The sequence below is a fragment of the Bacillus cereus group sp. Bc061 genome (assembly GCF_027715825.1).
GTDB classification, from domain to species: Bacteria; Bacillota; Bacilli; order Bacillales; family Bacillaceae_G; genus Bacillus_A; species Bacillus_A paranthracis.
On sequence record NZ_JAQFTZ010000009.1, the window covers coordinates 112650 to 126510 of the forward strand.

Here is a 13861-nt window from a genome sequence, read left to right on the forward strand (position 1 = left end):
AAATACCATATGCTAACATTAGGGTGAAATAATATAATAAGAGATATTGCAGTATTCTTTTTTAGATTTAGAAGGGGAAATAATATGAACGAAATGCTTAAGAAAGAAGATAAGACTTTGGGACAAACATTAAAGAAATTCTTGAGTAGAATTATTGATGAAATTGATTTCCAAAGAAAAAATCAAGAAGATATTGCTAAAATAGTTGGTATTTCTCCTGGAACTCTTTCTAAAAATTTAACTGGGAAAACCCAATTTGGATTTTGGAATATAATCAAGTTACTTAATATATTATATCCGAGTGATTTTCATAAACAAAGAAAGATGTTACACACTTTCTGTTCTGTCACAACGAGTAAGAAAAACTTGAGAATTGCCATGGAATATGCCAATGCAAAAGGTGACTTATCACTTCTCAAGTTATTAGTAGATAGAGAGAGAAAGTCCTCACTCGCAATGAATAGAGAATGGGCTTATGTATATGAAATGGTTTTACTTAGAAGTAACGGGACGATTAAAAAGCAGGAATTGTTATCTAGGCTTGAAGATCATAAGAGGAGTAAGATAATTAAGACAATTGAGATGAAGGTCTTATGTGGTATATTAACTTACTACACTATGTATGATTTAGAAAAATACAATTCTCTGTTCGAGTATGCTGAGATGTTACTTCCGGATATAAAAGCAATTACCGATAGTTTTATTCAGTCATCTTATTTAGGTAGGATTAAAGAAGGATTAGCGTATGCCTATTTAGTGCAAGATAACCTTGAAATGTCTAGGAAATTGTGTCAGGAGATTTTAGCGATAGATGATCCTAAAGATTGTTTCCGCCTTTTAAGAGCATCAGCTCTTGCTTATATAGCAGAGTCATATACCTTTGATTGTTATGATAGTGCATCTTGGTATATGAAGAAGGCACTAAAACAGTTAGGACCATGTAACTTTGAAAGGGAAAAACAAAGAAAGCAATCGATTCTTAACACATATGCTTTTATTAAGTTAGTTAATAAGCAAGAATTGGAGAATATTGATATATATCATTCTGCAGAAAAATCTTTTTTAGAGATTATTAAGGGAAACCACAAAAATGCAGTTGATATTTTAAGTGAATTAGAAAAGAAAAATGGTACGCTAACACCAATGCAATATTGTTATTTAGGAATAGCAAAGAATGATATTTCATTAATTGAAAAGTCAATTGTGCTACTAGAGTGTGCTGGTAATAGGTTCTATTGTAGATTCCCTAAAAAAATAGTGGTAGAATTTAATGGAAATGGTATAATGTACGAAGGTGGTGCTATATGAAGAAAATATTATTTTTATTAACAAGTATCGTTTTAGCGGCAGGAATTGTTTACACCGCTGCTGGTAGTAAAGAGCAACCAAACAAATTAGTAAAAAAAGATTCAGAACAATTATTAGCTAGAATGGCTGACCCTGGAAGTGGAATGGGTTAAGCTTTAAATAATTCGAATGCGATTGTCTCAGTAGAGGCAATCGCATTTGTTGTTTTTAGGGATATTTCCTAAATATCGATTTTGAAATTCGTGAAATGTATGTGAAGAATTCACAAACTAATAACGAGAACTAAATTGAAATTTTAACTCCTAAAATCGACACATCGAATCGAGATTCTTCCTATTATATATATTTACTAAAATAATGAATTTCCGATATCTATTGTGGCCAAGTTTTGACGTCTTGTACGTTCTCTTAAATAACGTTCCGTCGTCATAATAGACTCATGGCCTAAATAGTCCCTTATTTTTTTTAGTTCTATACCCTTTTCCATTAAGTAATTAGCCATGAAATGCCTACAAGTGTGAGGAGTAATTCTATCCTGTCGATAGCGCAGAAAAGCTAAATTTGTTTCTTCAATTTTTTTTGCCACAAGAGAAGATAGATAGTCCGCTCGATAATTTGATCCATCAGCTTTAGGGAGGAAAGCGGAGGTGTTCGATGCATCTAGTTCTGTTGTTTGTTTACGTAAACTTCGAACATGGCATAAAGCATCCAATGTGTCTTCAAAGATACGAACTTCCCTACTTTTATTCCCTTTACCAACTACACGAAGTAGATAGGCATTTAAAGATGAATGAAAGACCAAATCTGCCCATTTTGCAGTTGCGATTTCTTCAATTCGTAGTCCTGTTGTAGTTAATAAGAAAAATATAGTGTAAACAAAAAAGTTGGATTTTTTTAGTTCATCTAATATCTGTGTAACTTCTTCTGGATAAAGGTCACGATTGACTAGCTCTTCTTTTTTTATGGATACTTTTTTAAGGCGACTACTAAAGTTGTCTGAGAGTCCATTATTATCATACACATATTTTAAAAATTGCTGAACCACTGTTTTCTTTCGACGTAATGTAGTGGCAGCATATTTCTTACTTAATTCATAGAAGTAGATTTCCATATCATTATGGGATAGCTCCTGGAAGGTTCCAATGGTTTCTTTTATGTAACGAAGAAAATGAGAAAGATCGTGCAGATACTGTTGTTTAGTTCGCTCACTTCTTTTTTTCGTTAAAGAAGGCTCATCATGTAAAAATAAATAAACTAATGATTCTTCACTTAATTGGGAGTAGTCAATATTACGGATACCCAAACCCATAATTTTTTCGAAATGACTGCTATCAAAAAAATCCGATTTAGATTTTACAAGTTGATTATTATGTTCGTAATTTATAATATTCAAATTTACACACACCTTTTAATAGAATGAAAAGATACACATATATTTTTACAAAATTTTATGATTCTAATTATACCACAATAAATACATAATTTATTGTGGTATAAAATGAAATGTTTAAATATATATATTTACCTTAATATTTAACGTTTCTGTTTAGATGATGTATAATTGAAATGTTTAATTGATTTTTTTGTACATTTCAATCCAAATGCGGTAGGAGGAGATTTTTTTTGACTAGTCTTCGTCTGAAAATTTTACAAGAAATCCATAACTTAGAAGATACCCATTGTTCAATTTGCCCTCTGAACAACCTATCAGTGAATTGTACAGATGAGCAAAAACAGGCAAAACAAAGAAACTATAAACATTGTAAAGGTTGTCCCATTTTCGATTCCATTCGTGAGAAAGGAGAGCAATTGAATTCTTTATCGAAAAAGAGTACATTTAATAAGGTACGAGAACGTTATATGGAGAATCCATTTAAGTATCTGCAGTATAAGGAGTACTCAATCACAGATGTAGTAAAAGAAACAGGCTTAACTAAGTATCAACTAAGAAAATTTAAAGAACAGCTAGAATGAAAGTTTCGGATGAGGTGAGAAATGGACTATTTATCTTTAGAAGAGGTATGCGATAGAGTAGGTTTAACAAAAAATCAATTAGGCTATTTAATTAAGTATAAACAGATCGAACCTATCAATCTGGCTACCTGGAAAGCAGATGGCGGATATCGTTTTGAGCAAGAAGATGTAAAGAAGTTAGAGGAATTATACAAAGACTCTTTAACATTAAAAGAGGCAGCTGAATTTCTAAATAAGTCTAAGACTTACGTTCATAATGCGGCTAAAGATGGGATATTGCCCTATAAAGAGATCGCTAAAGGGAAATCAACTGAACGATTGTACTTAAAATCCGATTTGGAAATTTTCAAAGAAAGAATTGAAAATAGATTAAAAGAGGAGTCGAAAGAAAAAAAGCAGCATTTAAGTCTATACCTTGATGAAAAGATATTGGAAGCAATAAAGATAAAGGCCGAAAAGAAAGGGTATAATGGCTACAAGAAGTTTGCTGAAGACATTTTAACCGCAGAAGTAAAAGAAGACATAGAAGAATAGAAATCCCAGAGAGAATAGATCCCTAAAAAACGAAAAAACGTTATAAGGGTTCTATTTTTATTTTTAAGAGACCTATTAACGTTCAAGTGCAATTACATTACCTAATGAACAAAAAACGATTACAGATGATTTTGAGGGGTTGTTTTTCGGGTGCATTCCCAAAAAATCACTGTAATTATAAAAAAAGGGTTAATATATAAATTAGAAAATAGAGGAAAGGGCAATGAATAATTTCAAGGGCGTTTTATTTAAAATGAAAAAAGTGAAAAGAAAGATATGAGAGATAATGATACCAGGATTATAAATATAAAGACTTCATATGGAACTCGTTAGGCCTATGAGTAAACTAGAGAATTTGGACAGATATACATCGCAGAATACATTAAAAAATATATTAGTTTTATTTCAAATTTATATTCTCAAAAAATAGCATATGAAACTAAGGTCAATTATGAAAAATCCAAGAAATATAGTATACATATTTAGATTATAGTAAACTAAAATCTTATAAAACTCCTTAACTAAAAGATTATATACAGACTAGAATTGGACAGATTTTCTATTTTAGAGTGTTGAAGTATGGTAAAATAGAAGTATAACTGTATATCGTGTGAAGGTGGGCTTGTTATTATCCCTTCTTTCCATTTGGAAGGAAAGGGGGTGATATAACATGGAATTTTTGTTTGAACTTTTAAAAGAAATTGCAAGAGCAGTTGTGCGTGAGGTTTCAGCATACGCACTGAAAAAGCAATTCGAAAAAAAAGACAACAAAAAACCCGCGCTTCACCGACCAAAGTACAAGCGTGGGTCTAAAAGAAAAAGATAATGCATAATAACAGCCACCTTGACAGTAGCAGTTATGAGACGGGATGTTGACAGCATCTCGTCTTTTTTAGTTTATGCAATTCAGTTAAGTACTATACTTTATATATACTGAATATGCATTCAATATATAACTAATCTAAAGTAAACATATCATATTTTTATTTTTTGGTCAATCAACCAGCTTTTAATCACAAAAGAATTATAATGAAATTTAATGTTCTTTTTATGTAGGATTACTAAATGTGAATATCTTTAACTCTTTTTCATCTATTACTATATAAAAATTACTCAATAAAAAGAGGGATGCATATTTTTAAAGTCTGTTAATCTTATTAAGATGTTTCCTAATAAACTTTTCTTGTATCTTTTTAACATCTTTTTAGAAAATCGATTTGAGTACAGATTATTTAGCATAGGGGCTAGAATTCCAAAATTTTTCTAATGGTGACTTTAAACCATTTTCAATTAACCACTTACAAGTAAATCTTTTTAATAATTCTTTCTGTGTTAGTTGTTCTTTTTCTTCAATTGTCCATTTAAGAGCTTCTAAAGCTTTTTACTTTGTCCAAAATCGATTCGGAGTGGAAATTAGTTCCCACTCTTTAAATTTTTCAGGATATAAATCATTTAGAAATGCATACGGACTGTCTTTCCAAAATTTAATTATAGGTGTCCGTAAATTATGTTTGTTTAGCCAATCTATACTATATAACTTTTTTATGTCTACATCAGATAACTTTTCCTTAATTTCAATCGTCCATTTAAGAGCTTCTAAACTATTTGTTCTAGTCCAAAAATTCATAGGGGCTTTTTTAAATTGCCATTCTTTGAAACGATTTGGGTATAGCGCATTTAGCATAGCATAAGGGCTATTTGCCCAAAAAAAATTTGCATGGCGATGATAGACGATGTTTCAATAACCAGGATTTGTCGTATATAATTAATAACTGTTCATCCGTTAGCTGTTCTTTTTCTTCAATTGTCCACTGTAATATTTTTAGGGCTTTTTGTTTTGTCCAAAAATTTTTGGGAACAACTGATAATTGCCACTCTTTAAACTGATTCGGATATAACGTATTCAAATAAGCATAGGGGCTACCGTTCCAATACATACCACAAGGTGAAATTAATTTATGCTTTTTTAACCACTTTTCGCCATATACACTCAATAATTGTTCATCTGTTAGCTGCTCTTTTTCTTCAATTGTCCATCGTAAGGCTTCCAAAGCTTTCGATTTTGTCCAAAAATTTACGGGGGCCATTCCTAATTCCCACTCTTTTATATAACTCGGAAAAGCATCATTTAGCATGGCATAGGGACTTGAATTATATTTAGAAAGAACAGTTGCAAGTTTCATTTTTTTAATTAATTTTTGATTCCAACCTTGTTTAATATCATCTTGATTCCATTGTAATACGTGTTCAATTAAATATTTCGTAACACGTCTAGAGAGTTCAAAATCTATATCTTCATTCCACGTGTTAGGAGGAAATCGTTTTCTTTTCCCGTCTAATATTTCTTGGTAAATCTGTTCAATTGTAATTGAAATCATACTTTTTTCCCCTTAGATGTTATGAATTTTATAGGCTGTCTTGTAATTTACCATTTACTTTATAACAATATATCGAGTATTAAAAAGTTATAATTTGTCTACTAGAAGGACAAATTATAACTTTTATAGATGTTAACCTAAATTTATTAAAGTTAAGTGTGTTTTATAAATCTAAGGAGAAAATAAGGAACTATATTGGAATTAAATTTTTGTGATTTATTTTTATAATCAAATGAATTTATGAGAGATTGATTTATGATAAAAAATTCCGAACAAACATATATAAAGAATATTAGAATCTGACAAGTCATTAATGCATGAAGCCGCCAAGTATCATACGAATATCTTTTGAAGAGGAAAATACGGAGGCTTTTATTTCAAGGTTAGTATTAACTCCAGTACATATACCCCAAAATACTGATAGAATTTCTAATTGAATTGTTTTAAATACATGTAAAAGAAAGATTAATAATAATTGCTAGAAATAGAAATTCAAATTGAATAGTAGGTGTTCTTACGTTAAAATTATGTACTTATTTAAGTGAAAACGGTTAGAGTTTGTTCAATTAAAAACAATACAAAAATGAACATGTTCATACTTTTATGATTGAAAAAAGAACTAGGCCCAGTACCAGCGTTGCTGAAACCAGGGGCAAAGTAGACATAGCTTAAGCACCTCTTGCCCCATTGGTTATTAGTTGATCTCTTTGTCGTTTTGTATCTTACGATATAGAGTCATTCTAGAGATACCGGCTTTCTCTGCAGCATCAGTCCGACTCATCCCTTGTTCCATTAAATATAAAGCATACTTAATTTTTTCCTCGTCAGCTTTTGGTCTTCCAGGAAGTTTTCCACGCTTCCTTGCAGCTAAAATTCCTTCCTTTGTTCGTTCAGAGGTAAGATCTCGCTCAAACTGTGCAATTCCAGCAAAAATGGTAAACAGCATTTTTCCATGTGCTGTTGTTGTATCAAGCCAGGACTCCTTTAAACTTTTTAAATGCGCTCCCTTTTGTGAGATGAGCTCTGTAATCTCAATTAAATCTTTCGTGGAACGAGATAAGCGAGTTAAATCTGTTACGACTACCGTATCTTCTTTTCGAAGAAACTCTAACATACGGTTTAACTCCGGGCGATCCCGTTTAGTACCAGTCAGTTTTTCAAAAAAGATTTGTTCACATCCGAAATCTTCAAGTTGTTTCTTTTGGCGATCTAAATTTTGGTCAATTGTTGAAACTCGCATATAACCAAATTTCACATGCAACCTCTCCTTCCTACATAATTGTATCAAAAATACTAAAATATTAATATTGTTACAAAATATTTTGTTACATATTTTTGTTACGTCAGTTATGCGAGATTGCTAGCTTAGAAAATTGATGTGAACCACCGTAACAGAAACGAACGTTTTTGTTACGGTAATTATATATAAAAGTCTGCTTTATAAAAATTACCGTTAAACTTTCGACTTTAACTTTTATATGATTAAAAGTTAAAAAATCCAGTCATTTTATTCCATAATCGGGCCATATTACGGAAGATAGGGTAGGGTCAAATTTGTATAATTTTAATAAGAATGTTAATTAAAATGTCCAATATACTGGACATTTATTATTATTATTATTATTATTATTATTATTATACAATATATATGTCCAATACTTTAGACAAAAGTGGTGATAATTTGAAAAATATAATTAAAGTATTACGAAAAAAATTAGGAATTACACAAGAAACTCTTGCTAAGGAATGTGGAGTGGTAAGACAAACGATTAATTGTATTGAAAATGATAAGTATGACCCTACTCTAGAATTAGCTTTTAAAATTGCAAAAGTTTTAAATAAGAAAGTAGATGAGGTGTTTATTTATGAGTAAATATCATTCAAATTACATGATTACGATGAAAGATATAGTAAAAGAAGGGGCTGAAGTATTACAAATAAAGACGCTCGAAGTTAATACTCCTGTATCTGAGGAAGATAAAGAAGCATTATTATGTATGCTTCAATATTTAAAAAATAGCCAAAACCCAACTATCTCAAGGAAATACAAATTACGTCCTGGTTCAGGATTATCTGCTAATCAAATTGGCCTTGATAAATGTATGTTTGCTGCACTTTTTAAGGATGACAAGAATGAAGATCATGAATATATGTTGATTAACCCAAAAATAATTAGTCATTCTGTTAATATGGTTTATCTACCTGAAGGTGAAGGTTGCCTTTCAGTGGATAGAGAAGTTAAGGGATATGTACCGAGATATGAACGAATTAAGGTAAAAGCGTATGACATAACGGGGAAAGAAGTAGTATACAAATTTAAGGGATATGGTTCAATAGTTATCCAACATGAAATAGATCATTTAAACGGTGTTATGTTTTATGATCGTATGAACAAAGAAAATCCATTTAAACTACCGGATCATGTTCCTGTAGAAAGTTTGTATTAATTGGTTAAAAATACACTAAAATAGGACTCTCATTTCAAGACCTAGGATTTCATTTAGATAAATGATATTTAAGTTCTTCCAGAAAAGGGCGCATTTCTGGAGTAACGAAAAAAGTCCAATTTTTCAATTTAATACTGAGAAATTGGACTTTTTAATATTGTAATTTCCTTAACGTTTTAAATCCGATTTTCCTGAGCTACTTATAATAGAATAAGGGTGGACCACCACTATCCTGGCTACCCCCTATACCACTAAGAAGGTTTATATTTTTAGAGATTTTAAGAAGTTCTCTGGATTTTCAAACGCTCATGCATATTTAACTTGAATATCCCGTATGGATTCACATGTGCATAGATAAGTGGTGTTAAGGCTCTAAAGTCCTCCGGGACTAGCTTTTGTAGTAAAGATTTGTTTTGTTCCAGTAGCACTTCTTGAATCATCAATGTATTGATTAATACCAAACAGTTTTGTAGAAGGTGAAGAGCTAGTACCGCAATCTCTTGGTCCTCCATACGATTCGTTTGGATTTCTCCTCCTTTTCCATAAAAAATGAAGCTATTAGCAGAGTTCCAGTTTTCAACTACATTTAATCCCTCATGAATCTCTCTTCGTATTTCTTCTGATGATAAATATTCACATAGAAAAATGGTTTTGAGTGCTTTCCCCAGCTCAGCAAGTGCTCGATATGTTGGGTGCCCACTATTACGAGTAAACCGTTTGAGAACTGCCTCCGTTTCTGCCGTACCTAACCGTAAAGCAGTCGCATACTTAATCATTTGATCATATTGCTGTTCAATTAAGCTCCAATTGATTGGTCGGGTTAACACAGGCTGTAAATTTGGATATGATTCTTGCATTCCCACATCTGAACGGTATAGCTTTTGTGAATGAATTGCTTTAAATCGGGGCATGAGTTGAAAACCTAGTAAATGGCAAAAGGCGAAAGCCACTTCACTCTGTCCATGTGTATCCACATAGTTCTTTTCAACTTCCATATTTGTACAATGACGAAGTAATCCTTCAATCATAGATGCTACTTCTGAAGAAGAACAAGATTTGAGTTGGGAATAAATACATGTAGAGTTCTTTTCTACATGCCAATAAATCATAACTCCACGCCCCCTGTATCGAATGTGCCACTCCGTCAATAAGTTCTGATCCCAAGCTCCAAACTTTTTGCTATCAGATGCACATGCGGTTGTTCCTTCTCCCCATATTTCTGTTACACGAGTAGCCAAAATAGCATCAGTTACCTTTGATATAGCATTCCGTAAGTTTTCTTTATGGATAAACTTACGTCGAACATACAGTAAATCTTTATAACTTTCTCCATGGTCGCCTGCAGCAATCCGTTTTAAACCAGTATTTGTTCCCAACCCATATAGACAGAGGATGAGTCTTCGTTGAAGTGTTTCCTTATCAAGAATTTCTCGATTCCCTAACGTTTGAAACATATCTGTCAGATGGACACGTAAATCAGCTTCTTTTAAAATATCTAACAGATTCGTCATTGGCCAACGCTTCATGACCTCTGCTTTTACAAGATTGAGGTTAACGGGTTCAGCTTGTGCTTGTAAAGGTGATACAGAAATCCAACCATTTCCCTTATTTAAAATTCGTACTTTAGAATCGTTCTTTACGCTTTTATCTAACTTCTCTAAAGCCGTATTCATTTTCGTTTTTAGTTCTTGAATAAGTGTTTGTGCCTCAAGGGGTTTCCGAAGCGCTTCGTAATGTTTTTCTCTATTTTGTTCAAAGTCCTTTGGTAAATCTTCCTCCGGATTCCTATACCGATCGGCCCCTATGACCCATACTTCTTTACAACGCAATCGATCTCGTAAAGCTTGAAGTACACAAATTTCATAATTCACTCGGTTCACACGATTTGTTTCTTTATCAATCACAGTATCAATCCAGCCAGGCTTTACAATCCCTTCAATTGGAATGTAATCTGTTTCGTTGTATGTATATTGATTGGTGAGTTTATATTGTTTCAGTAATTCGATCGCATCTATAACAGGACGGTGTACATCATTATTGGAGCGAAACTCTAAGACATCTAATAAAGCTGGGACCATCCTTCGATAGTGGGTACCATAGGATGATCTCATCACGGTATGTACCTTTTGTTTATAGGTTGGACCAGTATACTTCATTTCTTTAATAATATCTTTTAAGGTATCTTCCCCGACAACAGGAAACAAAACATCGCGTACAATACCATCTGGTTGTTCCACTGCCTTTTCAGCCATACGAAATAGTAGGTTTGTCTTGCCACCTACCTTACGGAAATCGCGTAAAAACTCTTTTTCGACTTTTCGTTCAGCACGTGCTCCAATACGATGAACAATCTGAATAATGAGTTCCACTAAATTATCCGTTATTTCTCTTCCTCTACACCAAAAGAAAGCTGCTAATAGCATGTATCGGATAGAATCAGGATGCCTGCGTAATTCTCGAATATCTTCAGAGACGGCACGTTGTCTATATGATCGGATCATTTTAGGTGGTATCCCATTGAACAAATCATAAGGAAGTTGTATATTCCTTACGGTTCGTAACTTTGTGATTTCTTGTAATAAACTATCTAATCCGATTCTTCCGGGATCAGATACAAGTTCTCGAAAACTAAGAATGGTTTCATTCTCTTCCAATAGTTCTGTACGGGACCAGGTGCGTATAAAGGCATCTAATTGGGATTTGGAATGTTCTGAAAGCTGTATGAAAATGGTGTGTGAGATATGTTCTTCATATTGACGGATAGCTGATTTAATATTTCGTTCTAATTGGTCATGAGTCGGAGGAATAAGCTGTTGTTGTCTAAGGTGGTTAAGGACATGTTCTCGAACCCGGTCCATTTGCATTTCTTGTGGTAGAATGTTCGTTTGTAGCCATAGCTTTATTTTTTCCATATCTTCAGATGTACTCTCACGAAACCCCATAAATTCCCGAATTTGAGCACGGTGATATTTTATAGAGCGGCCATTCCAATCATATTCTTGAAAGGAATCTGCAGATACTCCTACTTGCTTTGCAACGTATTCAATAATCTCTTGATTTATTTCCTGCCTTCCTTTTGGAAAACGACCCTGGTATTGAAAAAACTTTAGGGAAACGGCAAATCCAAGTCGTGTACTTCCATATTTATTTCCAATTAAACGCATCTCTTCTGGAATAACTGTAAAATGTTCAATGAGTTCCTCTAACTCCCAAGTTTGCTTCACATTATTGAACCTCCCCTTATGGTACTTATCAAGAAAATTTTATAGAATTTTGGCATATAAAAAAAGCTCTGGAATCCAGAACTTTACCATCATTAATTATTACTTTGCCCCTGGTTACAGCAACGCTGGTACTGGGCCAGTTAGTATTGTTTGACGAGCTACCCTTCGCTTCTTTAACGAATGAAGAAGTATCAGAAATAGCTAAACAGTATGACAGGTTTTATATTGTTACTTATGAAATTGATGACGAATTTTTAATTAACGCTGTTAATTTATGGATGCCTAATCCATTAGATAATAAAGCGTATTTGGTTGAAGACTTATCTGACCATATCAATACTAAAACATCTCATATAATTGAAATGGAAGAACAAACTAAAGCAATATTACAAAATTCAACTGAAATGCCTGATGCAAGTTTATATGATATTGAAATTGTTGAAGATGATATCGATGAAGCAACTGGAGAAAGTTAATATCGAATTAAGAAAGGAGCTACTAATTTGTTTATTGGTAAAAGCTTAACTAATATCCGAATTTTAAATGAGCTAAGCCGTTCGCAGTTAGCTGAAGAATTGGGTATTACAGAACAAGCTGTTTGGCAATATGAAAATGGTTATGTGTCTCCTAAATTAGAAGTAGTAAATAAGATGAAAACTTTATTTAAAGTTAAATCAGCACGAGTGTTGATTATCCAAAATTAGACAGACTTATCCCTTGGAATGTGACGTAGTTTTTCAAAAAAGTGCTCATTTCAGATTGCCAATCAATGGGTAAATTGTTTCCGACGAGTTGCCGTTGGAACGTGACAAACGATACGGTTTTAAATACTTGTCTTTCTGATGTTTTAGTATAAAGCCACTTGAGTAAAACATAGGTAATAAGAGCGGAGAAAAGTTGATTAAATACGGCATTTTCAGTTGTGCCAAACAGGACAGGGACATTCAAGTTCTGTTTGATCCAACGGAAGAACGTTTCAATCTTCCATCGTGCTTTATACATGTCGGCAATGACTTCGGGTGCCACATTCATTAAATTGGTCACGACTCGCATCTCATGTCCATCATCATCCTTAAAAAACACCACACGATGACGCTTCTCAGAACGAGATTGTGATGTTCCAAGTTGGCACGTGATGTCACGAGTCACAGGCGATTCTAGCTGTTCTAATCGTTTTAAAGCATGAGGGCGAACAATCTCAATATTCTCCTTCATTCGGATGACAAACTCTTGGTGTTCAGAAACAAATTGGTCGATTCGTGTGATTTTAAAATAAGCACGGTCTTCTACCAGAACAAACCGAGAATCAACAAGTTGTTCACCGACAGGACCGTCATGTAAGCGACCAATCGTTTCAACGACTTGAAGTGGCATGTCCGTTTTTGGAGTATAACTAACATATAGTTTGATGCCTGAACGCTCCCCATGATAGACAGCCCAAGGAAGGCGTGTTTTCCCAACCGTAATCGTTGTGGAGTCCACGATGAGAAGTCCGTTTGGGAGTTTCATTGCACGACGAGTCATCCGATTACATTTAGAAACGACCAAGTCAAAGAGTTTTTTCATCACATGGTAGTCCAGATGGCTCGCCTTTTTTGAGAGAGTCGAATGGTTCACTTGCGGCAATCCATATTGCTCGCCTACATCCGCGCAGTGTCGGTAACTTTTAAATTCATTCATTGATGCGCAGATTAAGTATTTGATCAGGGTCAGCACATCAAGTTTACGAGCTGTATCTTTATAACCAATGGCCGTTTGAATAATTGCCAGTTCTTCTTCTGAAACAATTTTTTGAAGCAAATTCGGGAATGTGATATTCTTTTTCATAGGGACACCTTCTTGAGTATGTTTTCTACAAATTACATTCTACAAGATAGGTGCCCTTTTTTGTATGCTTTTTTTGGATTTTATTGGTTAATCAACACGCATGTACTGTATTAATTTTAATACACATCATTGTTGACAAATTTCATAATTACGCATTAATATAACACTG

At 33.3% G+C, this 13861-nt stretch carries 11 protein-coding genes and 3 pseudogenes; 9 read left to right on the forward strand and 5 right to left on the reverse strand.

Annotated features, from left to right (window positions below; genetic code table 11):
* The first annotated feature begins 84 nt into the window (after positions 1 to 84).
* Entirely contained in the window at positions 85 to 1308 is a 1224-nt protein-coding gene (locus tag PDQ40_RS22670; RefSeq protein ID WP_242228027.1) for an AimR family lysis-lysogeny pheromone receptor, read from the forward strand.
* Positions 1305 to 1460, forward strand: a complete 156-nt coding sequence (locus PDQ40_RS22675; protein WP_000721811.1) for a hypothetical protein — start codon at positions 1305 to 1307, stop codon at positions 1458 to 1460. Before PDQ40_RS22670 ends, PDQ40_RS22675 begins: the two co-directional genes overlap by 4 nt.
* Positions 1461 to 1657: 197 nt before the next feature.
* Here PDQ40_RS22675 and PDQ40_RS22680 read toward each other — a convergent pair whose 3' ends face one another.
* Complete coding sequence (locus tag PDQ40_RS22680; protein WP_242228026.1) at positions 1658 to 2701, reverse strand: tyrosine-type recombinase/integrase; 1044 nt, start codon at positions 2699 to 2701, stop codon at positions 1658 to 1660.
* A 230-nt stretch (positions 2702 to 2931) separates the two neighbouring features.
* Here PDQ40_RS22680 and PDQ40_RS22685 point away from each other — a divergent pair, with 230 nt between their 5' ends.
* From PDQ40_RS22685 to PDQ40_RS22695, 3 genes are all read left to right on the forward strand, one after another.
* Entirely contained in the window at positions 2932 to 3282 is a 351-nt protein-coding gene (locus PDQ40_RS22685; protein WP_229136136.1) for a zinc-finger domain-containing protein, read from the forward strand.
* A 21-nt stretch (positions 3283 to 3303) separates the two neighbouring features.
* The gene (locus PDQ40_RS22690) at positions 3304 to 3816 is read left to right on the forward strand and encodes a helix-turn-helix domain-containing protein (protein ID WP_229136135.1); all 513 of its coding nucleotides are present in this window, start codon (positions 3304 to 3306) and stop codon (positions 3814 to 3816) included.
* A 670-nt stretch (positions 3817 to 4486) separates the two neighbouring features.
* A complete protein-coding gene (locus PDQ40_RS22695; RefSeq protein WP_000394773.1) occupies positions 4487 to 4642 on the forward strand; it encodes a hypothetical protein in 156 nt (51 codons plus the stop codon).
* 555 nt (positions 4643 to 5197) lie between these two features.
* Here PDQ40_RS22695 and PDQ40_RS22705 read toward each other — a convergent pair.
* Positions 5198 to 6194: pseudogene (locus tag PDQ40_RS22705) on the reverse strand (DUF4046 domain-containing protein).
* A gap of 694 nt (positions 6195 to 6888) precedes the next feature.
* A complete protein-coding gene (locus PDQ40_RS22710; RefSeq protein ID WP_061184384.1) occupies positions 6889 to 7449 on the reverse strand; it encodes a recombinase family protein in 561 nt (186 codons plus the stop codon).
* A gap of 426 nt (positions 7450 to 7875) precedes the next feature.
* Here PDQ40_RS22710 and PDQ40_RS22715 point away from each other — a divergent pair, with 426 nt between their 5' ends.
* Complete coding sequence (locus tag PDQ40_RS22715) at positions 7876 to 8067, forward strand: helix-turn-helix transcriptional regulator (protein WP_061184385.1); 192 nt, start codon at positions 7876 to 7878, stop codon at positions 8065 to 8067.
* Positions 8060 to 8641: a peptide deformylase gene (gene def / locus PDQ40_RS22720; protein ID WP_061184386.1), complete on the forward strand. Its 582-nt coding sequence runs from the start codon at positions 8060 to 8062 to the stop codon at positions 8639 to 8641. The genes PDQ40_RS22715 and def overlap by 8 nt, the downstream gene beginning before the upstream one ends.
* Positions 8642 to 8919: 278 nt before the next feature.
* On the opposite strand, the pseudogene PDQ40_RS22725 reads toward def, so the two are convergent.
* Positions 8920 to 11886, reverse strand: a pseudogene (locus PDQ40_RS22725) (Tn3 family transposase); the annotation flags it as partial.
* Between the two features lie 83 nt (positions 11887 to 11969).
* Here PDQ40_RS22725 and PDQ40_RS22730 point away from each other — a divergent pair.
* A complete protein-coding gene (locus PDQ40_RS22730; RefSeq protein ID WP_270691639.1) occupies positions 11970 to 12341 on the forward strand; it encodes a hypothetical protein in 372 nt (123 codons plus the stop codon).
* Between the two features lie 27 nt (positions 12342 to 12368).
* A pseudogene (locus tag PDQ40_RS22735) lies at positions 12369 to 12542 on the forward strand (helix-turn-helix domain-containing protein); the annotation flags it as partial.
* 13 nt (positions 12543 to 12555) lie between these two features.
* Here the strand turns inward: PDQ40_RS22735 and PDQ40_RS22740 are convergent.
* Positions 12556 to 13692 (reverse strand): IS4 family transposase, encoded by a 1137-nt coding sequence (locus PDQ40_RS22740; protein WP_242228024.1) that lies wholly within the window; start codon positions 13690 to 13692, stop codon positions 12556 to 12558.
* Positions 13693 to 13861 lie beyond the last annotated feature (169 nt).

Coding starts and splice junctions, on each gene's coding strand:
- def (WP_061184386.1), top strand. CDS start 8,060: ATGAGTAAATATCATTCAAATTACATGATTACGATGAAAGATATAGTA.
- PDQ40_RS22740 (WP_242228024.1), bottom strand. CDS start 13,692: ATGAAAAAGAATATCACATTCCCGAATTTGCTTCAAAAAATTGTTTCA.
- PDQ40_RS22695 (WP_000394773.1), top strand. CDS start 4,487: ATGGAATTTTTGTTTGAACTTTTAAAAGAAATTGCAAGAGCAGTTGTG.
- PDQ40_RS22670 (WP_242228027.1), top strand. CDS start 85: ATGAACGAAATGCTTAAGAAAGAAGATAAGACTTTGGGACAAACATTA.
- PDQ40_RS22690 (WP_229136135.1), top strand. CDS start 3,304: ATGGACTATTTATCTTTAGAAGAGGTATGCGATAGAGTAGGTTTAACA.
- PDQ40_RS22675 (WP_000721811.1), top strand. CDS start 1,305: ATGAAGAAAATATTATTTTTATTAACAAGTATCGTTTTAGCGGCAGGA.